16 protein-coding genes and 2 tRNA genes are annotated in these 21324 nt (G+C 37.4%); 7 read left to right on the forward strand and 11 right to left on the reverse strand.

The genetic code is table 11. From position 1 onward, the window contains the following. Positions 1 to 115 precede the first annotated feature (115 nt). Positions 116 to 189: transfer RNA gene (locus D0T53_RS06690), tRNA-Met, on the forward strand. 62 nt (positions 190 to 251) lie between these two features. Here the strand turns inward: D0T53_RS06690 and D0T53_RS06695 are convergent. From D0T53_RS06695 to clpB, 3 genes are all read right to left on the reverse strand, one after another. Continuing rightward, positions 252 to 1166: an RluA family pseudouridine synthase gene (locus tag D0T53_RS06695; RefSeq protein WP_163266346.1), complete on the reverse strand. Its 915-nt coding sequence runs from the start codon at positions 1164 to 1166 to the stop codon at positions 252 to 254. 36 nt (positions 1167 to 1202) lie between these two features. Continuing rightward, on the reverse strand, positions 1203 to 1952 hold the full coding sequence (locus tag D0T53_RS06700) for a hypothetical protein (protein WP_163266348.1): 750 nt from the start codon (positions 1950 to 1952) through the stop codon (positions 1203 to 1205). 630 nt (positions 1953 to 2582) lie between these two features. Then, positions 2583 to 5171 (reverse strand): ATP-dependent chaperone ClpB, encoded by a 2589-nt coding sequence (gene clpB, locus D0T53_RS06705; protein ID WP_163266350.1) that lies wholly within the window; start codon positions 5169 to 5171, stop codon positions 2583 to 2585. Positions 5172 to 5557: 386 nt separating this feature from the next. Here clpB and D0T53_RS06710 point away from each other — a divergent pair, with 386 nt between their 5' ends. Further along, positions 5558 to 7873 (forward strand): TonB-dependent receptor, encoded by a 2316-nt coding sequence (locus D0T53_RS06710; RefSeq protein WP_163266352.1) that lies wholly within the window; start codon positions 5558 to 5560, stop codon positions 7871 to 7873. A 21-nt stretch (positions 7874 to 7894) separates the two neighbouring features. Beyond that, the gene (locus tag D0T53_RS06715) at positions 7895 to 8713 is read left to right on the forward strand and encodes a DUF4249 domain-containing protein (protein WP_163266354.1); all 819 of its coding nucleotides are present in this window, start codon (positions 7895 to 7897) and stop codon (positions 8711 to 8713) included. Between the two features lie 12 nt (positions 8714 to 8725). Here the strand turns inward: D0T53_RS06715 and D0T53_RS06720 are convergent, their stop codons facing one another. Together D0T53_RS06720 and D0T53_RS06725 are read right to left on the reverse strand one after the other, a co-directional pair. Further along, positions 8726 to 9625, reverse strand: a complete 900-nt coding sequence (locus D0T53_RS06720; protein ID WP_163266356.1) for an LA_2272 family surface repeat-containing protein — start codon at positions 9623 to 9625, stop codon at positions 8726 to 8728. A 17-nt stretch (positions 9626 to 9642) separates the two neighbouring features. Next, the gene (locus D0T53_RS06725) at positions 9643 to 10554 is read right to left on the reverse strand and encodes a hypothetical protein (protein ID WP_163266358.1); all 912 of its coding nucleotides are present in this window, start codon (positions 10552 to 10554) and stop codon (positions 9643 to 9645) included. A gap of 204 nt (positions 10555 to 10758) precedes the next feature. On the opposite strand from D0T53_RS06725, the gene gnd reads away from it, so the two are divergent. The 3 genes from gnd to pgl are packed head-to-tail and all read left to right on the forward strand — an operon-like array spanning position 10759 to position 13922. Further along, the gene (gnd, locus tag D0T53_RS06730; RefSeq protein ID WP_163266360.1) at positions 10759 to 11655 is read left to right on the forward strand and encodes a phosphogluconate dehydrogenase (NAD(+)-dependent, decarboxylating); all 897 of its coding nucleotides are present in this window, start codon (positions 10759 to 10761) and stop codon (positions 11653 to 11655) included. Between the two features lie 15 nt (positions 11656 to 11670). Continuing rightward, on the forward strand, positions 11671 to 13200 hold the full coding sequence (gene zwf, locus D0T53_RS06735) for a glucose-6-phosphate dehydrogenase (protein ID WP_163266362.1): 1530 nt from the start codon (positions 11671 to 11673) through the stop codon (positions 13198 to 13200). After that, positions 13197 to 13922, forward strand: coding sequence for a 6-phosphogluconolactonase (gene pgl / locus D0T53_RS06740; protein WP_163266364.1), 726 nt, complete (start codon positions 13197 to 13199; stop codon positions 13920 to 13922). The genes zwf and pgl overlap by 4 nt, the downstream gene beginning before the upstream one ends. On the opposite strand, the gene D0T53_RS06745 is transcribed toward pgl, so the two are convergent. The 5 genes from D0T53_RS06745 to D0T53_RS06765 all read right to left on the reverse strand — a co-directional run bounded on the left by D0T53_RS06745 (position 13919) and on the right by D0T53_RS06765 (position 19852). Continuing rightward, the gene (locus tag D0T53_RS06745) at positions 13919 to 14677 is read right to left on the reverse strand and encodes an MBL fold metallo-hydrolase (protein ID WP_163266366.1); all 759 of its coding nucleotides are present in this window, start codon (positions 14675 to 14677) and stop codon (positions 13919 to 13921) included. The genes pgl and D0T53_RS06745 overlap by 4 nt on opposite strands. A gap of 75 nt (positions 14678 to 14752) precedes the next feature. After that, positions 14753 to 15280, reverse strand: coding sequence for an SPOR domain-containing protein (locus D0T53_RS06750; RefSeq protein ID WP_163266368.1), 528 nt, complete (start codon positions 15278 to 15280; stop codon positions 14753 to 14755). 178 nt (positions 15281 to 15458) lie between these two features. Further along, complete coding sequence (locus D0T53_RS06755) at positions 15459 to 15902, reverse strand: lipocalin-like domain-containing protein (protein WP_163266370.1); 444 nt, start codon at positions 15900 to 15902, stop codon at positions 15459 to 15461. A 5-nt stretch (positions 15903 to 15907) separates the two neighbouring features. After that, positions 15908 to 17179 carry a serine--tRNA ligase gene (serS, locus tag D0T53_RS06760; protein WP_163266378.1) on the reverse strand — a complete coding sequence of 424 codons (1272 nt, stop codon included), beginning with the start codon at positions 17177 to 17179 and terminating at the stop codon, positions 15908 to 15910. A 201-nt stretch (positions 17180 to 17380) separates the two neighbouring features. Further along, positions 17381 to 19852 (reverse strand): beta-galactosidase, encoded by a 2472-nt coding sequence (locus tag D0T53_RS06765; RefSeq protein WP_163266372.1) that lies wholly within the window; start codon positions 19850 to 19852, stop codon positions 17381 to 17383. 315 nt (positions 19853 to 20167) lie between these two features. Between D0T53_RS06765 and D0T53_RS06770 the strand changes: the two genes are divergently transcribed. Continuing rightward, positions 20168 to 20241: transfer RNA gene (locus D0T53_RS06770), tRNA-Asp, on the forward strand. A 154-nt stretch (positions 20242 to 20395) separates the two neighbouring features. On the opposite strand, the gene D0T53_RS06775 is transcribed toward D0T53_RS06770, so the two are convergent. Beyond that, the gene (locus D0T53_RS06775; RefSeq protein WP_163266374.1) at positions 20396 to 21223 is read right to left on the reverse strand and encodes a fimbrillin family protein; all 828 of its coding nucleotides are present in this window, start codon (positions 21221 to 21223) and stop codon (positions 20396 to 20398) included. Positions 21224 to 21324 lie beyond the last annotated feature (101 nt).

Genomic DNA, 21324 nt, shown 5'->3' on the forward strand with positions numbered 1-21324 from the left:
AGACTCTGATTTTCAACTCGTTTCGGAATAAAGTTATAAACTTCTGTTTTTTGTTGAAAAAGAATTTGCATAGTTAAAAATAATCTCCTACTTTTGTCACCGCAAAATAAATGATGGCGGGATAGCTCAGATGGTTAGAGCGCATGATTCATAATCATGAGGTCCCGAGTTCAATTCTCGGTCCCGCTACAAAAAAAGCACTTACAAATTAAATTTCGTAGGTGCTTTTTTATTTTTCACAAAGTCAATCTTTAGATTTTATTCTCTTCCGGCTCTACCAGCATTTGCATTCGCTTAGGTACGGGCGACTTCAAATCTATAATTTCGCCTGTAACAGGATGTCTGAACGATAATTCGTATGCATGCAAAGCAACCCTTTTTATAGGATTAATACTGGCACCATATTTTTTATCGCCAACCACAGGATGCCCTATATGTTTCATATGCACCCGTATTTGGTTTTTACGTGCAGTATCCAAAGTAATGTACAGTTGGGTAAAACGCCGAACACCCTTCATTAATTTATAATGGGTTACAGACTTCTGCCCGCCGTTGTCTTTTTCCGACGAATGCATTATATAATTTTTGTCCTCGGTAAGCCACGAAACTATAGTGCCTTCGGGCTGAGCTACTTTACCTTCAACAACAACAACGTAAGAACGCAACAATATCAGTTTGTCTCCATTTATCTGCATTGTTTCCTGAACTTCGGGCGATTTAACATACATCATCAAACCCGAGATTTCCCTATCGAGGCGATGTATAACATATGCACGCTCACCTTTATTCTGATTCTTCAGATAAGAGTTGACAATGCCATAAGCTGTTTCGTCGCGTCCCCGTTCGGTAGCAACCGAGAGTAAACCCGGCTCTTTTTCTACCACTATAAAATAATCATCTTCATAAATTATAGTTATACCCTTCAATTGTTTAAGAGTATGCTTTTGATCTGCTTTATGAATAGTTACTACATCGCCTACATTCAACTCGTAGTTATGTTGCGATATTACTCGTCCGTTTACCTTTATTTGTTTATGAACCAGTAGCGATTTTACTGCCGAACGGCTTTTTCGAACTTTTTTTTCGATAAGAAAAGAAAGAAGTTCTTCCCCACTCTTTCCGGCAGTTAATGTCTGCAATATTGTACTTTTTTCTTTATCACTCATATTCTTTGGAAAATAGAATGCAAAGTTAGCATTTTATCATTCATTGCTTTCATTATCCTCGGTATTTTCCTTTTTCAGCAACCGCTGCAAATCTTCTTCTTCTATCTGCTTTAAATTTGTAAGCAAAAACTTATCGTCAAGAAAATCGCCAAATTCATTACACTCATCAACCACTTTGTGAATAATCGCTTTTAAATCGTGCTTCAAATCGGCCAATAATAATACTTTAACATGATTGCCTACAAACGTGAATTGTTCTACAATTATGTTTTTCCGTTCTGCCTCAAATCGGAATTCCCTCTCCAATATTTCTTTCTGCAAATCGGAATAAAACTCTCTGTTTTTTGTTACAATAACAGCAAAAAAGCGTAATTTATCGTCCACACCTCCCAATCCGGTGGAAACTAATATCTGTTTTTCGCCCGAAATATCCGATTCTAACAATATCTTGCTTTCTATATATGCCATTGCCGACCAACTAGCCAACTCTGGTTCCAAAGGACTGCTATGATATGTTTCTAATGCCCGAAAAGCCGAAATATCGGTCAAACCGGCTAAGGTTGTTAAAGCATAACGCTTTTCTTCGAGCCTTATATCGGGAGAAAACAGTAAAGCTATAAGATAACCTTTATCTATATATCCTTGCTGCTCCCTAATATGGCTTGCATACTCGAAATATCTCATTTGCTCTTCAATAGGAATTACTTCCTCTATAATATGAAAATTATCTTTCAAATTACCCGAAGAGTCGCGAAGCTGATTCAATATTTTATCAAAGTTATCCATCTACTTATATAACAAATATCCCCTGTCTTCTGTTTCAACAGGGAATATTGTATCTTATTTATGTTAAACAATATTGTTTTCTAAAATTCTAACAATATAGAATTAAGCTATTGCCTCGATACTCTATATAACACATTCTGCCTAAAACCTGACAGTCCTGACAAGTTTTCGTTTTTTTCGTCCCTCTATATCTCCCCCGTGAAGAGGCTTTTATTCTTTAATTATATTCGCTGTCTCATATATCACATTACTACGCATGGTCTTCCATCACGCACAGTAATAGTAAATGAGTATAATTTTAAAGAACACTTATTCTACTTATACAGAATTACCCCTTACCGAAACCCCTCTAAAAAGACTAAAATTTCAAAACCTGACACATCTGACAGTTTTTATATTTATCAGAAATTAAGCAACATTGACAAGAACCTCCCCCTTTCTTCTGCATGATAGTCATTATTTCCCAACTTTCAACTATCCCATACAATGTTTAGCAGCATCTAGTAATAAAATCCATTATATTAAAAACCTGACAGTTCTGACGATTTATAAAAAACTCAGCATGTCAGGTTTTCTTACCCTCTGATAATTACTTATAATATAGATAAATAATCATCAAATTATCCTGTCTTAATTTTTAAAATCAAGATTCCCATCTTTTACTCCAACAACAATAGCTTCCGATTTATTTACTGACTGCGATAATATTTTCCGAGATAATGTATCGAGTACCTGACGTTGGATGACACGTTTCACCGGACGAGCACCAAACTCGGGGTCATACCCCATGCGGGAAATTAACGATATAGCATCATTGCCAAATTCAAGAGTAATGCCATTGCTTCGCAATAGTTTTACAACACCGTCAAGTTGTATCGCAACCACCTTCTCAATATCCTTTTCTGTCAGAGGTTCAAACATAATTATCTCGTCAATACGGTTCAAAAACTCGGGACGAATAGTTGTTTTCAACATATTTAAAACATCGTTCTTCGTTTTTTCAATTACTTCATCACGATTATCTTTTGTTATAAGGGCAAAATTTTCCCTTATCTGAGCCGATCCCATATTAGATGTCATAATTATAATCGTATTTTTGAAGTTTACAACCCTACCTTTATTATCGGTTAGCCGCCCATCGTCCAACACCTGCAATAATATATTAAACACATCGGGGTGAGCTTTTTCTATTTCATCGAATAATACAACCGAATAAGGCTTGCGGCGGATAGCCTCGGTTAGCTGCCCCCCTTCGTCGTAACCAACATATCCCGGAGGTGCTCCGATCAGACGTGTTGCACTAAATTTTTCCTGATATTCACTCATATCAATACGAGTCATCATATTTTCGTCGTCGAACAAAAATTCGGCTAAAGCCTTAGCCAATTCCGTTTTACCCACACCGGTTGTTCCCAAAAATATGAATGAACCTATCGGACGTTTCGGATCTTGTAAACCTGCACGGCTACGACGAATAGCGTTTGATACGGCCGCAATAGCTTCGTCCTGCCCTACAACCCTTTTATGCAATTCATCTTCCAGATTCAACAACTTATCGCGTTCGCTTTGCAACATTTTATTTACAGGAATACCCGTCCATCGCGAAACAACATCGGCAATATCAAACGAATCTACTTCTTCCTTTATCATTGCAGTATTACCTTGCATATCACGCAATTTTTCCTGCAATTTTTCGATATCCGACTCCATTTCTTTTATTTTACCGTAACGCAATTCGGCTACTTTTCCGTAATCTCCTTCCCGTTCCGCTTTGTCGGCTTCGTACTTGGCATCCTCAATATATATTTTATTTTGTTGAATTTTATTTATCACTTCTTTCTCGGACTGCCATTTGGCTTTCAAATCCTTCTCTTCTTCCTTTAGGTCGCCTATTTCTTTGTTTAATTGTTCAAGTTTAGCTTTATCATTTTCTCGCTTAATAGCCTCACGTTCTATTTCGAGCTGTTTAATCCGGCGGCTCTTTTCGTCCAACTCTTCCGGAACCGAATCAACTTCCATTCGCAATTTAGCTGCGGCTTCGTCCATTAGGTCAATCGCCTTATCGGGTAAAAAACGATCGGTTATATATCGGCTCGATAACTGAACGGCCGATATAATAGCCTCGTCTTTAATCCTTACTTTATGGTGGTTCTCATATTTTTCTTTCAGTCCTCGTAATATCGACACAGTATCTAATTCAGAAGGCTCATCAACCATCACAATCTGAAAACGACGCTCAAGTGCTTTATCTTTTTCAAAATATTTTTGATATTCGTCTAATGTTGTTGCCCCTATCGACCTCAATTCGCCACGCGCCAAAGCAGGCTTCAATATATTTGCCGCATCCATTGCACCCTCGCCTTTTCCGGCGCCAACCAAAGTGTGAATTTCATCAATGAACAGAATAATGTCCCCTTCGGCTTTTGTGACCTCATTTACAACCGATTTCAAACGTTCTTCAAACTCTCCTTTATATTTGGCTCCGGCAACAAGCGCACCCATATCGAGCGAATATATCTGTTTGCTTTTCAGATTTTCGGGAACATCCCCTCTTATTATACGAAATGCCAGTCCCTCAACAATGGCTGTTTTTCCTGTACCGGGTTCACCTATAAGAATAGGATTATTTTTTGTCCTCCGGCTCAGAATTTGTAAAACCCGTCGAATTTCGTCATCCCTACCAATTACGGGATCGAGTTTCCCATCTCTGGCTCTTTGAGTTAGATTTATTGCGTACTTTTCGAGCGACTGATAAGTATCTTCTGCCGATTGGCTTGTAACTTTCGATCCTTTCCGTAATTCATCAATAGCCAGTTGCATATCCTCTTCCGATATTCCTGCATCTTTCATCATTTGCGATGCAGTACTCTTTGACGAAAGAATACCTAAAAGCAAATGTTCGATCGACACATATTGGTCGCCCATCTTTTTCGACAAATCAACGGCTTTTTCTAATGCAGAATTACTTTCGCGGCTTAAGTACGGTTCACCACCCGATACCTTGGGGTACGAGTCGATATCGCGGCTCAACAAATTGGTTAAATGAGAAGCATTAGTTCCTAACTTTTGAAACAAAAAATTAACGATATTCTCACCTGTAAGTATAACACCCATCAAAAGGTGTGAAACCTCGATAGATTGTTGACTTTTTTCTTTCGCAATTTCTATAGCTTTTTGTACAGCCTCCTGCGATTTTATTGTAAAATTATTGAAATTCATATGTTTATATTTTCGCTATTATTATATTTTTCTCAAACAAATAACTTCAAAACATTTGCCAAAACCCTAAAGATGACAAACTGACAGCATTATGGTATTTTAAATATGTTATAATACTTTTTTTCATAATTAGCTCTGTAGAATAAACGACTAATAGCAAGAATATGTTTATAAAATGAAAGAATAATAAATTTAAACGAATGAAATAAAACTTAATTTTACTTATTTCGTCGAAGAAAAACCTGTGTTAATCGGGCTTTTAGTTGTTTGTATTGGTTTAGTTCCTATTTTTGCAGCCTTAAACGACTAATAAATTTTACCTATTTGCGTTATCATACTAATAAGTAATAATTAGTCTCTTAATTCCCCTTTAGAAAAAACTGACAATGACTGATCTAAAGAAATTACATTTGTTTTTGGTTCTCCTTACCATTTTTCCTGCCCTATCATTTGGGCAAAGCTACAGGCTTAGCGGTAGCGTAATAGATTCTAAGACTAAGGAAATATTGATAGGTGTACCTATCGTTATAAAAGAGCGAAACGGAAATGGAGTAGCTACATCAGAAGACGGAAAATACTCGGTATTTTTGCCCGAAGGCAACTACACTCTGGTTGTTAATTATCTTGGATATGAAGAAAAAACAATGAAAGTTTCATTATCCAAAAACACAAAACTGGATATATTGCTCGACGAATCGAGCGTAAGCTTATCCGAAGTTGTTGTATCTTCTGCCCGCCCCGATCAGAATGTTTCGTCGCCGCAAACCGGTGTCGAGCGTCTGTCGAAAGAAGAAATAAATTTATTGCCTGTACTTATGGGCGAACGGGATGTGATAAAAGCATTTCAACTACTTCCCGGTGTTAAATCGGCTAGCGAAGGTAGTGCCGGTTTCTTTGTACGGGGAGGTTCGGTAGATCAAAACCTGATATTACTCGATAATGTGGGGCTGTATAACGCCTCTCACTTAATGGGTTTCTTTTCGACCTTCAACCCCGAAGTAATACGCGATGCGGCCCTATACAAAGGAGCCATGCCTGCACAATTTGGCGAACGTTTGGCTTCGGTAATGGATGTGCAACAACGCAATGGCGATTTACAGGAATACCATATATCGGGCGGTATAGGATTAATATCATCCAGCCTGAATGTGGAAGGACCTATAAAAAAGGGGAAGTCTTCGTTCATTGTGGGAGCCCGAAGAACTTATGCCGATGCTATAGCCAGACTTTCGGGTGTTGAAGATGCACAAAGTGCATACCTATACTTCTACGACCTGAATGCCCGTGCCAACTTTGCACTATCCGACGATGATATGCTTACGTTTTCGGGCTTTTGGGGTAAAGATAAAATGGTGGTAAAGGACATAGCCGATACCGATTGGGGTAACCTGTTAGGATCGTTAAAGTGGACTCATAAGTTCAGAAACAAATGGACATCGTCTACAACCGTTAGTGCTAACAAATATGGTTACTTTGCCCACGCCGATATAGGTTCGGAAATGACAAGCAAAGCCAACATTACCGATATTGGTATTAAACAAGAGTTTTTGTTACAGGTAAATCCCGATAACGAGTGGCGATTTGGGTTACAAAGTACCTACCACAACCTATTGCCGGGGAGCTATAAAAAAGACACCAGCAATATAAACCTTCAGCGTAAATACTCTTTAGAGAACGGAATATATGCCAGTAATCAGTTAAAACTGAACGACAAGTTAGAAGTTGTGTACGGACTGCGTTTATCGGCATTTTTGGCAATGGGCGGTAGCGATTATTATACGATGGATAACCAACATAATATTATCGATACCACATGGCACAAGTCCGGAAAATTAGTAAAAACCTATATCAACCTCGAACCCCGTCTTTCGGCAGCATATAAGCTTAACAGCTTTTCGTCCGTAAAAGCAGCTTATGCCCGTACAACACAGAATATACATCAGTTAACATATTCGGCACAAGGTACACCTTACGACAGATGGACATCGAGCAATAATATTATAAAGCCACAAATTGCAGACCAAGTGAGTTTGGGTTATTTCCGTAATTTCAACAACAATACTTACGAGTTTAGTATCGAAGCCTATTATAAAGACATGAAGAATCAGATTGATTTCAAAGATAATGCCGATTATGAAGGTTACAACACTCTCGAAACCGAGCTTCTTTTCGGAAAAGGCAGAGCATACGGTGTTGAATTGTTATTTAAGAAAACAAAAGGAAGGCTTACCGGATGGATTGGCTATACATTGTCGAAATCTGAAAAGAAAATAGACGGTATCAACGAAAACAGGTGGTACAATGCCTATCAGGACAGGCCTCACGAGATTTCGATTGTAGGAATGTATAATCTGAACGCAAAATGGTCTCTTTCGGCAGCATGGATATATTATACAGGAAATGCCATAACCTACCCCAGCGGAAAAGCCGAGATAGACGGAAAACCTGTTATGTATTTCTCGGAGCGTAACGGTTACCGGATGCCCGCTTACCACCGATTGGATTTAGGAGCAACCTGCACCCTGAAAAAAACAAAGAAAACGAGTTCGGAACTGGCATTTAGTTTATACAATGCATACGGCAGAGAAAACGCTTACATGATACAGTTTCGTGAAAATGACGACGATCCCAATAAGTCTACCGCTTATCAGTACTCGTTATTCCGTTTTATACCATCAATATCGTGGAACTTCAAATTTTAAAAATACTAGAGATAAGACAATATGAAAAAGCTAAATAAATATATAATTATATTATTCGCTGCAATTTCGTCTGTTTTCGTTACATCGTGCGAAAAAGAAATTGATCTGGATTTACGAACAGCCGCTCCCCGACTGGTTATTGAAGGTAAAATTCAGGAATACAGTTATGCCAAAGTAAAAGTAAGCAAGACCAAAGGTTACTACGAGTCTAACAATTTCCCGAATATCGAAGATGCGGTAATTACTATATCTAACGATCAGGGAGAGGAAGAAACATTACAACTCGCCCCTGACAAAGAATGGTACACAGGACGTAGCATTATAGGGACTGCCGGACACACATACTACCTGAATGTGAGTTACGAAGGAAAAGAATACACTTCGACTTCGAAAATGCCCCCATTGGTACCAATAGATTCAATTACTTTTTTTAATTTTCCCGAATCGGTGAGCAGTTATCCTTTCCCATTGGTGCACTTTATGGACCCTCCGGGAAAAGTTAATCACTATTACCGTCATATTATATATATAAACGGAAGACGTGTAAAAATGAATGATCCTGTTACATCGCCTGAAGAAAGAAATGAATTAGACGGAACTTACTTTCACAGGGTTATTCCGGTTTTTCCCGAAAACGGAAGTAACGACGACCCTTTCGAGAAAGGCGATCTAATCGAGATCGAACAATATTGCATCGACAAGGGAGCATATAAGTTTTTCAAAGATTTGGAGGACATAGAAAACTCAATGGTAAACCCCGAATCAAACATTACAGGAGGATCATTAGGGTATTTCTCGGCATACTCTATAGATTACCAATCTATTGTAGCCGAATGGTAAAAGTATAAAAAATCAGAAGCCCCAATTAATAATAGGGAGTTTTCGTTTTTCACTGCAATTCCACAAGCCTAGCTGTATTCCTTTCAGCTTACTTGTGGAATTGTATATTCCTATCTGCACACCATTAACAACACTTACAGTATTATAGGCACCTATTTGTAGTCCGTTTATTAAAGATTTTATGTTATTGTAGCCACCTATTTGCACGCCATTAACATAATTACTTCGGGCCTCGAGCAAAGCAATATTAACCCCGTTCGAATATTGATTGTACGACCATAACGAACCTGCCTGCAATCCATTATTCTTGTACTGCACACTGCTTAACCCCGAAAGTTGCACTCCGTTAGTTTCGTACTGATAATTAGCAATCCCCGACAAGGATATTCCGTTTGTTTTATACGACCGATTATAAATACCGCTAAAATGAACTCCGTTTACAATGTTAGCCTCGGCAAACGAACCGGCTAACGAAAAACTCAAGCCATTAGTTTTTTCTATTCTGTTCTTAAATTTTACCGGAACAACCTCAATATCTCTAAAATCGGAATAAAAAAACTGTAACCAATCTTTCCGATGTTCAAAAGTAAAAGGAGGCATTACAAAGCCAATGGTTATAAGAGAAAACAATGCCGATGAGCCGGGAACTTCAAATTTCACCCCGTTGTTTGTTACATTTTTTGCGTTTATCTGCCCAACACCTACCGAAACTCCATTTATTCGTGTGTGATTGTCGTAATACGACCATAACACATATTTGTTTTTCTTATTAATTTTCAGTGTATCCAACTCTAATTTTTTATATAGAGCCGGATGAGATAAAAACAAACTGGTATGCTTGGTATCTTCCTGAGAATACGACTTATTAAAAAACAGCAATATAAGTATACAGGTAACAATAAACTCCTTCATAGAATACTTTGTTGAGTTTATCTCAATTTGTTGATAAATCTCTCTTCAAAAAATTTTATAATATGTTCTTTCTTCTTTATTTTTTTTCCACCTATCATCACCGGATAATACCATACTCCCGAAAGTTTAAGAACCGAACCTCCAGCATTCAACCAATCGTTATAAATCATAAATTCAGCAAGGCAGTTTCTTGCCTTTATAGTATCGGTTTTACTCGTAGTATCTATCAGACAAGCAATAATTTCTTTATTCATTGCATCTTTTTCTGTTTTAAGCGAATCGGTATTTGCTATCGTAATATAGTATTCCTTTTTCTCGGGATCGAAAAAAATAGTTTCTCCAAATCCATCATTAACCTTTTCAATCTCATTTGCATATAAATGATTAATACGGTTTGCTAATTCATTTTTCGAAATATCGAATTTATATATATTGTCATCCGTTGTTATCCACGACGAATGCCGAGACATACTCGTCGCCATAAACGAAAATGCAGTAACAATAATCAGAGGATATACCAGTCTGAAGTCGAACCTTTCGGGGGGAGTATATTTCGAAAAAACGAGAAAAGATAAACCTACACAAACCAATGCAATGTTATCGGTATAATCAACAACCCGACTAACAGGAATTCCAATTTCATTAATAAACTGAATTACAGGTTGGCTATAAATACTTTTCCAGAATATAAATAACAAGACCGTGAATGCATGTATGTTTTTTTTATAACGGGGCAGAAAACAACTTATAAAATATGGGAAAGCAAATAAACCTGCAAAATCCGAGATCTTGCCCGTCAACCAGTTCGCATAAGCATATTTAAAATAAAAGTCGTTCAGTAACAGCAACAATACAGAGCAAATAAACAACGGATTCTGTAATTTACCTATAGTTTTAGTATCTAAATATTTAAAAGACTGCAAATTCACCTTGTATAATAGAAAAAATATATTAATCATTAAATTGTTAAACATAAAGCATTTAACAATTAAACAATATTGTTTCGAACAACAAAATAACTAAAATAGTTCAACATTATTGTAGATTAGCTGTTAATTTATATAGTGAAAGGCTTAATAACACACAAAAATACATACCATTATTAGAAAATAATAATAATAAAAACTTAGATTATGAAAATAGGATTTGTTGGATTAGGAAAAATGGGCGGAAAAATGGTTGAACGCCTTTTAAATAACGGACACGAAGTTGTAGTTTATAACCTTACTCAAAAAGAAATAGACGAAGCTGCATCGAAAGGAGCCATTGCTGCATCGAGCATCGAAGATTTAGTTGAAAAATTGAGTGGCAGAAAACTTGTTTGGCTTATGGTTCCGGCAGGCAAACCTGTTGACGAAAACATATCAGAGCTTACAAAACTGTTAAGTCCTAATGACATTATAGTTGACGGAGGAAACAGCTATTGGCGCGAAACAGTAGCCCGTGGCGAAAAAGTAAAAGAAAAAAGCATCCATTATCTCGACTGCGGAACAAGTGGCGGTGTTTGGGGATTACAAAACGGATATTGCCTTATGTACGGAGGAGATAAAGAGGCATGCGATTTTGCCGAGCCTATATTTAAATCGCTTGCTCCCGAAAACGGATATATGCGATGCGGCGAAAGCGGATCGGGACACATGGTAAAAATGGTTCATAACGGTATTGAATATGGAATGATGCAAGCGTATGCCGAAGGGTTTGAAATTATGAAAAATTCGCCATACGATGTCGATCTCGAAAAAATATCAAAAGTATGGATGCAAGGTTCGGTTGTTCGCTCGTGGTTGCTTGAGCTTATAGGTAATGCATTGGATGGAAATCAGAATCTGGACGGAATTAAAGATTATGTAGCCGATAGTGGAGAAGGTAGATGGACGGTTCAGACTGCGATCGATTTTGATGTTCCTGCCCATGTCATCACAGCATCGCTATTCACTCGTTTCGAATCTCGTCAGGAAAGTTCGTTCGCTATGAAAATGCTGGCTGCAATGCGTAACCAATTTGGCGGACACGAGATTAAGAAAGACTAAAACAAACAGAGAATTATGAACAAAAAACCAGAAGATCAGATACTCGTAATTTTCGGAGCTTCAGGCGATTTAACATATAGAAAACTAATTCCTGCGATATTTGACTTATACGTACAAAAATCGCTTCCTTCCAATTTTGTAATTTTAGGAGTTGCCCGCAGTAACTTTTCGGACGAAACTTTCAGAGAAAAGATGAAAGAAGGCATCAAACAATTCTCCTATTTTAAAGATGCAAAAGAAGAAGATTTAACTGGTTTTCTTAAAATGTTAGACTATTTATCGATCAATACCGATAAATCGGAAGATTATGCCGAATTAAAAAATAAACTGGAAGAAATTGATAAAAATAAAAACACAAAAGGTAATTATACGTTTTATTTATCAACTCCACCCAATTTATATCCGCTTGTGCCTAAGTTTCTTGCCCAACAGGGACTTAATAAAGAAGATGGTAAAAGCCGAAAACTTGTTGTGGAAAAGCCTTTCGGGTCCGATTTAAAATCGGCTATCGAGCTTAATAATATTCTGCTCGAAGATTACGACGAAAACCAGATATACCGTATGGATCATTATCTGGGTAAGGAAACCGTACAAAATATATTGGTTACCCGTTTTGCCAATGGCATTTATGAGCCTTTGTGGAACCGTAATTATATTCATCACATAGAAATAACCGCCGCCGAGAGCATTGGTGTTGAAAACAGAGGCGGATATTACGATCACTCAGGCGCATTGCGCGATATGGTGCAGAATCATTTACTGCAACTTGTTGCTCTTGTAGCAATGGAACCTCCTATGGTTTTAGAATCTGATGCAATACGCAACGAGAAATTAAAGGTTTTTCAGGCATTACGTCCTTTGGCTAAAGATGATTTATTTAAGAATGTAATCAGGGGGCAATATTTGGCATCTAACGTAAAAGGTGCTTATATGAAAGGATATCGGGAAGAAAAAGGGGTTGATCCGAACTCGCGTACCGAGACTTATGCCGCAATTAAATTATTTATCGACAACTGGCGTTGGCAAGGAGTTCCATTCTATGTACGTACAGGAAAAAGACTGCCTACCAGAGTTTCGGAAATTGTTATTCACTTCAAGCCTGCACCTCATAATCTATTTGGTGATAAGGAAAAATTGAACGACGGCAATGTGCTTGTTTTACGCATCCATCCCGACGAGGGTATCTTACTAAAAACAGACATGAAAGTTCCGGGTAGCGGATACATGGTAAAAAAATCGAACATGGATTTCCATTACTCAAGCTGGCAAGACACCTATGTGCCCAGTGCATACGAACGGCTATTGCTCGATGTTATGCTAGGCGATTCTACGTTGTATTCGAGAGGAGATGCAATAGAACAAACTTGGAAATTTGTACAACCTGTTCTCGATTTTTGGCAGGCAAACCCCGATGCTCCATTGTATGGTTATCCGTCCGGTTCGTGGGGACCCGAACATGCTGATAATTTAATTGAAGGAGAAAATATGACATGGCGTTATCCGTGTAAAAACTTATCGGACGATGGAATATATTGTGAATTATGATAAAAGATAATATTAAAATATACAAAGACCTTACTGCACTAAGCGAAGGTTTTACCCGTTTTCTGACTGATACGGTAATTAAACGTAACAGTCAGCCCAATATAGCTTTATCAGGCGGATCTACGCCAAAAGTTATATTCGAATACTGGAGCAAAAACTACAGTAAGGCTTTACCTTGGGACAGAATGAAACTATTTTGGGGCGACGAACGCTGTGTTCCGCCTCACGATAGTATGAGTAATTATGGCATGACCAAAGACCTTTTAATTGATAAGGTAGATATTTTACCCAACAATATTTTCCGTATTCATGGAGAAAGTGAACCACATGAAGAAGCCCAATGGTACTCCGAAGTATTAACAGATCATTTACCTGTCGAGAATGGAATTCCTGTTTTCGATTTGGTAATGCTGGGCTTGGGAGACGACGGACACACCGTATCCATATTCCCCGACCAAATACAGTTGTGGTATGATGACAGGCTTTGTATTGTGACCCATCATCCCGAAAGTGGCATGGAAAGAGTTAGCATAACAGGAAAGGTTATTAACAATGCCCGAAATGTAGCATTTTTGGTAACGGGAAAATCGAAGGCCGAGAAAGTAAAGGAAATAATACAAAACAGATCGGATTTCGAAGCTAAATATCCGGCAGCTTTAGTTACTCCTGCATCGGGCGAAATTGTCTGGTTTATGGACGAAGCTGCAGCAAGCCTTCTTTAATCCGATTCTATTTCGAGACCATCATATGCCAGAAATATATTTTCTGGCAATTTTTTTTCTATTTCGCCATGTAATCCCATCTGATGACTCATGTGTATAAAATACGTGCGTTTAGGGTTTATGCGCCGGATGTTTTCAAGAGCCTCCTCCAGATTTTGATGCGAAATATGAGGCTTTATCCTTAATGCGTCCATAATTAATGTGTCGAGCCCTTCCAATTTCTTATACTCCTCTTCGGGAATACTTTTCACGTCGGTTAAATATGCCATATTACCTATCCTATATCCTGTAATTGGTAACTTGTAATGCATTAACCTGACCGGTACAATTTTTACATCTTCAACGTAAAACGGATTACAAGTTATCTCGTGCAAATTAAAAGACGGAACACCCGGATATTTAAATTTTTCGAAACAATATGGTATTCGGGTTTTTAATGCTTCACTAACGTATTTTTCCAAATAAACATCAATATCTCCGAAACGGCAAAATGGGCGTAAGTCATCCATTCCCCCTACATGATCGTAATGTTCATGTGTAAGAAGAACGCCATGAAGTTTTTTTAATTCAACGGGCAACATTTGTTGCCTAAAATCGGGTCCACAGTCTATCAGTATATTTTTACCGTTAACTGTAATCAAAGCCGATGTCCTCAGGCGTTTATCGCGCCCGTCGCTTGATGTACAAACTTCGCACCGGCAACCTATTTCGGGCACACCGGTTGAAGTTCCTGTTCCTAAAAATCGTATTTTCATTTTCATTTACTAAACAAAAAAGGCTACCTCTACATTTTGCGAAATAGCCATTTTTGTTATGGTATATGTGTTATATTAATATTGTCTTTGTAGTATCCACAAATCATCGAATGGAATACCATATGTTCTGCGCAGATAATCTGTAGCTCCTTTTGCTTCATAAGTACTTCTTATTTCGTTGCGTTTTTCAACAGCCGAACCTTTGTCGTCGAAACTAGCCATTATCACACGATACATTCCTTGTTCGTTTTGTACAAGAATAACACGATTACCCTCAGCCTCTAATTTAGCTTTTAATGCTTCGGCTCCGGGCTTAACAGCCAAAGATGCCACAACAACACTGTAAGCTCTTAAGCCTGCAGCATCGGCCTGATTAACAACAGATACTTTTTCTACTCTTACTTTTTCGTCTCCGTAATTATTCGAAGGTGTTGTTATCACAGGATAAGTAGACGGATTTGATACAACTGCTGTATTATTATTCTCCGCTCTGGCTTCCTGAGCAGCCTGATATACATTTTGATATTCGCTTTGCTTTGCTTTACACGAAGCTAAACCAGCTACAATAACAAGACCCAGACCTAACTTAAATAATTTATTCATAATCGTTATCATTTAAAATTTCAATTCTTATTGATCAATACCTAGCGTTCAATCATTTAAACAAGTTTATACAAGCATTTGTTTTCTGCTAATATTTAACAATATAACGCTTCGTATAAAAACTTCGCTAAAATAGTAAAAAATTCAATCGTCTATTAAAAGATAGACATCTGAATATTCAATATTTCCTAAAAAGTAATAATTCGTCATTAAATTCGAGTTCTAACTTCGACGAATTTTGTTTCTTCACCCTGAAAATCCAATCGACATGACCATTTTCTTTTTCAATCTGGCCATCCTCAAAATCGCATGGGTTTACAATACACACACCGGGCAAAACCGAAACAGTAAGTACATCGCCTGCCTCGTTATAATATCCGATGCTGGCATCGCTTTCTATATCGCTTTTTAATACCAGATACCGGAATACTCCTTTTTTAAAACTGTAATAAACCGAATCGGTTACCTCTTCTGATCCATCAGCCCTTACTATTTTCGTAAGTTGCCACTGTCCTTCTATTCCTTTTTCGGCATAATCATCGCCACACGACGAAAACAGAAGAACCAACCCTCCGATAACAGCACCAACAAGTATGTATTTTAAAAGATCCAGTATCTCCATAGCTATTAATCTATTAATTCGAAACCTGTATACGGCACCAAAGCCTTCGGAATACGTATACCGTCAGGTGTTTGATTATTCTCTAACAATGCTGCCATTATGCGGGGCAACGCTAAAGCACTACCATTTAGTGTATGTACCAACTGCGTTTTTTTATCGTTATCGCGGTAACGACATTTTAACCTATTTGCCTGATAGCTTTCGAAGTTAGATACTGAACTTACTTCCAGCCAGCGTTTTTGAGCTGCGGAATAAACCTCGAAATCGAATGTGAGTGCCGATGTAAAACTCATATCTCCACCGCACAAACGAAGAATACGCCATGGTAGTTCCAATTCTGTAACCAGTCCTTGTACGTAATTTACCATTTCGGTTAATGAATCGTACGAATGTTCTGGTGTATCTATTCTTACAATTTCGACCTTATCGAACTGATGCAAACGATTCAATCCACGTACATCCTTACCATAAGAACCGGCTTCGCGCCTGAAACAAGCTGAATAGGCTGCATTTTTTAGAGGAAGATCTTTCTCGTCAAGAATAACATCTCTATATATGTTTGTAACAGGAACTTCTGCCGTAGGTATCAAATACAAATCGTCGACCGTTGCATGATACATTTGCCCTTCTTTATCGGGTAATTGACCTGTACCATAACCCGAATCGGCATTCACTACATAAGGTGGTTGTATCTCCAGATAACCCGCATCGCGAGCTTTATCCAGAAAATAATTTATTAAAGCTCGTTGTAAACGGGCTCCTTTTCCTTTATATACAGGAAAACCGGCTCCTGCTATTTTTACGCCTAGTTCAAAATCTATCAGATCGTATTTTTTAGCCAGATCCCAATGGGGAACCGCCGATTCGTCTAAATTTGGAACTTCCCCCCCCGAACGTTCAACTACATTATCTTCTGCTGTGCGCCCTTCGGGAACTCCATCTGATGGTATATTAGGTATTTGTACAAGTAAATCGTATAACTGCGACTCAGCCTGCTTAAGTTCTTCTTCTATTACTCTATTAGCATCCTTCATTCCCGCAACCTGCGCGCGTGCTGCTTCGGCTTCATCCTTTTTACCCTCTTTCATTAGCATACCAATACTTTTCGATATACTATTCAGTTCGGCCAATTGTTTATCTAATGTAGTTTGGGCACTTCTGCGCTGCTGGTCTATATTTATTATCTGATTAATAATATCTTTTGCATCGAAATGTTTCTTCGCTAATTTTTTTATTACCAGCTCGGTATTCTCATTTATTACTTTCAGTGTCAACATAATTTGTACAATTTCTTTTAAATGCCACTCATAGCCTACAAAGTTAGAAATATTTACAGGTTGTTCAGCATAAGCAGGCATCTAATTTTTGCATTATTAAAAGAACTCCCTATGCTTTTATTGCTGATAAATATAACATACATATTGAATAACCTATAAAAAAGAGATGCTACAAATATTTTGCAGCATCCCTTACATGTTTCATTGTATATTAATATTCAACTGGTATTGAGGTATTACTTTTACCGATTGTAATTTACAAAGGTTTGTTTCGGTTATTTGCGAAGCTATATTTTCTTCGAAAAAAACTTTCCTTCTGTCCTTTTCGAAAGGTACGATCTGAAATAAATAACTTTTATTTTTATCTAACCCTTTATGTTTTAAACCAACAGTCATTGGTAGTCCCGAATAAAAATCATCGGCTACAAGTTGTCCGTTTTCATACAAAGATCCTGTATCGCCCTGATAATCGAACACAAGAAAAGCTTCCGATACATTCCCGTTTATAGCAGGAATATCAATCTGCCAATATGCTGAACCTTCGACTGGTTTAAAGTTAACCTGATATTGAGGCCCCGACGATTGAATAGGCAAAGGGTTCAGCCTGTCATCATTAGGCAGCAGACTTTTACCCGGAATAAATTTATCAGGGTTACGAACCTCGTTATACTTTACATTGATATTAGTTTCGGCCACCGAACTTTTATATTTTGCAAACAATTTTTGGTTTTCCTTCCGCAACTTAATATCGCTATTAATACTTATGGTAGATGGATACAGATAGAACTCAAAATTAGTAACACCATTTTGTCTTAGACTAATAAAATTACCCTGATGTATTAACTCTCCATCCGAGATACACAAAACTTCTCCTTTTCCCGTTTTCATCTTCCATGCGTTACGAGCCTGTTTATTAGTAAGAGTTAATATGTTTATAGTTTTACCATTAACCGACTTTACCTCTATTAAATAAGATTCCGAACCGGACACCTTTAACAGATACTTATTATTATCGGCCTTCAGCTTTTTACCGTTAAGTTTCAATTGTTCTATATTTTCAGCTTCAAAATTCATTTCGGCAATTTGGGTTCCCTGATTAAAAAACACATAAGTTGGCACATCGTTTTGCAGTATACATAATGGTTGTACAGTAGCATACAGTAGGTTTACATCTTCAATCTCCATATTAAATGGTAAAATCATCCGAGCATCTTTTTCAACCGTCATCGCTGTTTGAGGAAAATTAATTGCCTTTCCGTCTTTCTGAATAAGATTGAACTGAATATCATTCAATTCTTTCATTTCCAATTGACGCTGATAGTTACTTATAAAAATAAATCCGCTTTTACCATCAGACCGTACCCCCATTCTTAATGTATCGTTATCCTGAGGGCGTTTATTTAATTTATCAGAAAAAGAAGCATGCATAGTAGCCAATCTGTCGCCATAATCGTTCAAAAAAAGATGAAGCATTTTAAAATCTTTATAAGATTCTCTTATCTGTGCCCATTCGCCTAACGGGGACAAAAAATCGTAACTTATAATGGGGTAATCATTCGGATACTTTGTAGCCTTCGACTCCTGTAAAGTAGAATATTTGCCAATTTTATTAGATCCTCCATGATACATATAATAGCCCATAAGGTTAGCCCCCGACCCTATTTTTACGTATGCTAACGATGCTACATCCTCCGACGTAATTATAGGACGCCGATGGTAAGTTATCTGATTTCCGCCTCCCATTTCGGCTGTTGCATACGGATAGCGGTAGCCTGTCATATCAGCACTTTGCTGATTCCCCAACAGATCGTTCCCGATAGCAGGATCGTTGCGTAACGTTCCAAACATATAGTTTTCGGAAAGAGGTAATTTTTTTGTACTTTTACTCCAAGGAGCTTCGGGGTAAGCTCCCCATACAGGTATAAGCTCATTTTGCTTTAAATTAGAACCCGGCCATCCTGTTGCCGAATAAAAAGGGACATCAATTCCGGCATCAATAGCCATTTTCTTCAGATTAAAAATATGAGCCAGTCCTGCCGAATTATTAAACCTGTATTCGTTTTCTATCTGAGCACCAACTATAGGCCCGTTATCTTTGAAATACAATCCCGAAACCTGTTTATTTATCTCTTTAAAAAAAGGCTTGACATGTTCTAAATAAGCTGGATTATCGCGTCTCACGCCTCCTTCTATGGCTAAAACCCAATCGGGCAAGCCTCCATTACGAACCTCTCCATGACACCAAGGTCCTATACGCAGAAACAAATGGACATTGTGCTTTTTACATAATTCGGCAAATTTCCGCAAATTTCGGTCGCCCGACCAATTATAAACACCCTTTTCTTCTTCGTGGTAAATCCAAAATACATACGAGGCTATAATATCTATTCCCGATAATTTCATTTTTATAATCGACTCCTCCCATTGGGCTTCCGGTAGACGGGAATAATGTATCTCGCCCATAACAGGATACCAAGGTTTTCCGTTTTTCGAAAAATAAAAGCTATTGGCATTCAGCGTATCGCCTGATAAATTAACGTTTGTTCCTAAATTTAAATGATTATCGAATAATCCTGTGGCACCTTTGCTCAAATCAACATTATAAATATCTGTTGCAAATATTGCTGAAAAGAGAAAGAAATTGAGGCTAAACAATAAAGATAATTTTTTCATGTTTTTTGTATCATTACTTTGTTAAATAGATATCGAACAAAGATACATGGTACAATACTTTTCAAAAATGTAAGATTTGATTGTATTATGTAAATTTGTACAACTATTCTGATTGTTTCTTCCATTTAATCTTTATATCACTCAACAATCAGCTTACAAATGCAATTTTTATAAACTCGGCACACTTCATAACGCTTTATAAATCAGTATTTATTTAAAATAGTTGCAAAAAAGTTCAATCTAACTATTGCAAGATTAAAAATCTTATCATATCTTTGCATCGCATTTGAGAGAAAATGCAACCTCAAAACAAATGGTGTGGTAGTTCAGTTGGTTAGAATACCTGCCTGTCACGCAGGGGGTCGCGGGTTCGAGTCCCGTCCATACCGCTCAAGCAAAAGCTAATAGTCTTTAATATAGATTATTAGCTTTTTTGTTTTTGTGTTTTGCACCACATTTGCACCACATCTATTCTTTGTAAAACAAAATCCCAATCGCATTTTGTGAACGATTAGGATTTATGATTTTTTTTTAAGGATAGAATTATTGTATTGGTACAACAACATCTTCATCCCATTCATCCGACACAGTAACAACAAACGGTTTTTGTGTTATTACATCAAATAAATTGCCCTCGACAATAGTTTTTTTATTTTTATAGAAAGACACCGTTACAGAACAAGAACCTAATTCATTGTCACTTTCATCGTAAACTGATAGTATAAGTGTTCGTCCGGTTTGTGGTAATAAATAAAAGCCAAATTCATTAACACTTTCATTTTCGATTGTCAAATACGATTCCATAACAGATGCAACCCCAGAAGAACCCTCATAAGTAACGGATTCATCTTGTGTATTGAAAAGTGGATAATATGTCATGCGCGCTTTTATTTTCTTAATATCAGATGAAACCGCATCATTTAGTCTTATTACTAACTTGCTATTCAGTCGGGAAAGATTTATATCAACTTGCCCGTTTTCCGTTTCAATGGTCTTTTCTGTCTTGAAATAAAACGAATCTTTGTTTTTTAGATTTATCATTGCTCTGTTATAATCTTTTTCAACATACATGCTTGCCGTACCAGTTGAATTATCCACACCATAGCCAAAGAATACCAATTGATAAGTTCCTGCGGGTATCCATAGAGAAATGTTTCCAAACTCGGTGTTCCCAACACTTGAAAGTTTTTGTTCACCTGAATAAATTTTCCCGGTAACTGTATTTTTCAAGTAGTATTGAATATCGGTCAATACTGAACTTGCGGCCGCCCGCATGCCTAAACTCTTTAATATTGACGAGTTCATTGGTTGTACATCCACATCTAACGTGTTTACACTAAAATTCACTTGCATCATTTCAGCTTCCGCCAAATTTCCAAAATCATCGTTTTTGCTACATGATGTATAATATAATTGAAAAGTAGTCCACTAAAATAATTGAAAAGTATACCACCAGTTAGGTAAAATGTGTG

This window comes from Dysgonomonas sp. 216, assembly GCF_010501065.1.
Lineage (GTDB): Bacteria > Bacteroidota > Bacteroidia > Bacteroidales > Dysgonomonadaceae > QVMM01.

What these genes read in the sequence shown, in the direction of transcription:
- D0T53_RS06695 (WP_163266346.1), bottom strand. Translation starts at nt 1,166, where the DNA reads ATGAGTGATAAAGAAAAAAGTACAATATTGCAGACATTAACTGCCGGA.
- D0T53_RS06700 (WP_163266348.1), bottom strand. Translation starts at nt 1,952, where the DNA reads ATGGATAACTTTGATAAAATATTGAATCAGCTTCGCGACTCTTCGGGT.
- clpB (WP_163266350.1), bottom strand. Translation starts at nt 5,171, where the DNA reads ATGAATTTCAATAATTTTACAATAAAATCGCAGGAGGCTGTACAAAAA.
- D0T53_RS06710 (WP_163266352.1), top strand. Translation starts at nt 5,558, where the DNA reads ATGACTGATCTAAAGAAATTACATTTGTTTTTGGTTCTCCTTACCATT.
- D0T53_RS06715 (WP_163266354.1), top strand. Translation starts at nt 7,895, where the DNA reads ATGAAAAAGCTAAATAAATATATAATTATATTATTCGCTGCAATTTCG.
- D0T53_RS06720 (WP_163266356.1), bottom strand. Translation starts at nt 9,625, where the DNA reads ATGAAGGAGTTTATTGTTACCTGTATACTTATATTGCTGTTTTTTAAT.
- gnd (WP_163266360.1), top strand. Translation starts at nt 10,759, where the DNA reads ATGAAAATAGGATTTGTTGGATTAGGAAAAATGGGCGGAAAAATGGTT.
- zwf (WP_163266362.1), top strand. Translation starts at nt 11,671, where the DNA reads ATGAACAAAAAACCAGAAGATCAGATACTCGTAATTTTCGGAGCTTCA.
- pgl (WP_163266364.1), top strand. Translation starts at nt 13,197, where the DNA reads ATGATAAAAGATAATATTAAAATATACAAAGACCTTACTGCACTAAGC.
- D0T53_RS06745 (WP_163266366.1), bottom strand. Translation starts at nt 14,677, where the DNA reads ATGAAAATACGATTTTTAGGAACAGGAACTTCAACCGGTGTGCCCGAA.
- D0T53_RS06750 (WP_163266368.1), bottom strand. Translation starts at nt 15,280, where the DNA reads ATGAATAAATTATTTAAGTTAGGTCTGGGTCTTGTTATTGTAGCTGGT.
- D0T53_RS06755 (WP_163266370.1), bottom strand. Translation starts at nt 15,902, where the DNA reads ATGGAGATACTGGATCTTTTAAAATACATACTTGTTGGTGCTGTTATC.
- serS (WP_163266378.1), bottom strand. Translation starts at nt 17,179, where the DNA reads ATGTTGACACTGAAAGTAATAAATGAGAATACCGAGCTGGTAATAAAA.
- D0T53_RS06765 (WP_163266372.1), bottom strand. Translation starts at nt 19,852, where the DNA reads ATGAAAAAATTATCTTTATTGTTTAGCCTCAATTTCTTTCTCTTTTCA.